We start from the raw sequence: 1,211 nt of genomic DNA on the forward strand, positions 1-1,211 counted from the left end.
ATGCTCAGCCTCATAGCCAGGCGGAGGAGTTTGCTAAAGTTCACGGCCCATCTGTATGTGGTATGGCGTTTCGTGTGAAAGACGCGACGGTTGCGCTTGAACATGCTATTCAAAACGGCGGCACAGAATACAAAACTGAAATTGGTCCGATGGAACTGAGTATCCCTGCCATTTACGGCATTGGTGAAAGCTTGCTTTATTTCGTTGACCGCTATGGCAAGCAGAGCATCTACGACGTCGATTTCCGTTTTTATGATGATGCAGACGATCGCTTAGCAAAATCAGACGTTGGCTTGTACGAGATAGACCATCTCACGCACAATGTTAAGCAAGGTAATATGGATGTGTGGTCTGGTTTTTATGAGCGCATCGGGAACTTCCGAGAAATTCGATACTTCGATATCGAAGGTAAACTGACAGGCCTTGTTAGCCGCGCAATGACAGCGCCGTGTGGCAAAATCCGCATTCCAATCAATGAATCCTCGGATGACAAATCGCAGATTGAAGAGTTTATCCGCGAATACAACGGGGAAGGTATTCAGCATATCGCTCTGACAACGGATGACATCTATCAAACGGTGCAAACGTTGCGTGACCGCGGTATGGACTTTATGCCAACGCCAGACACCTACTACGAGAAAGTCGATGAACGCGTTGAAGGCCATACTGAAGATGTCAGTAAACTTCGTGATTTGCAGATCTTGATTGATGGCGCGCCAATGAAAGACGGAATCTTGCTGCAAATCTTTACTCAGACTGTTATTGGCCCTGTGTTCTTTGAAATCATTCAGCGCAAAGGCAATGAAGGCTTTGGTGAAGGTAACTTCAAAGCGCTATTTGAATCGATTGAAGAAGATCAAATTCGCCGAGGAGTACTAAGCGATGCATAAATGGATCACATTTCCGCATCGGGAGGGAGTGTGCTCTAAACAAGCACATGCGGATTTCCCGGATGAGGCAATTTATGAACGTGAAGCTGGCCGAAGTGGGTTCTTCGGCCCTGCGGCACATTTTCATCATCAACATGCGCCAACCGGTTGGTGTGAGTGGGAAGGCGACTTACGCCCACGCGCTTTTGACTTCACCTTAGTGGATAAAGCCAGTCAGCTCTCTCCTTGGTCAGTACCGCACTTACTGCACAACGCTAACTGTAAAATACGTGTATGGCGCATGGATGAAAAGATGGATTTCTTGGTAAGAAATGCCGATGG

The 1,211-nt window shown here is 47.3% G+C and carries 1 protein-coding gene and 1 pseudogene; both read left to right on the forward strand.

What is annotated here, in order from left to right; all coding sequences use genetic code 11:
* Positions 1-890, forward strand: an 890-nt coding sequence (hppD, locus tag R7E00_RS24150) for a 4-hydroxyphenylpyruvate dioxygenase (protein WP_318124788.1), incomplete at its 5' end; no start/stop codon positions are given.
* Positions 883-1,211 (forward strand): annotated as a pseudogene (locus tag R7E00_RS24155) (homogentisate 1,2-dioxygenase); the annotation flags it as partial. The gene hppD and the pseudogene R7E00_RS24155, both read left to right, overlap by 8 nt.

Source organism: Vibrio sp. Vb1755 (genome assembly GCF_033338635.1).
Lineage (GTDB): Bacteria > Pseudomonadota > Gammaproteobacteria > Enterobacterales > Vibrionaceae > Vibrio > Vibrio alginolyticus.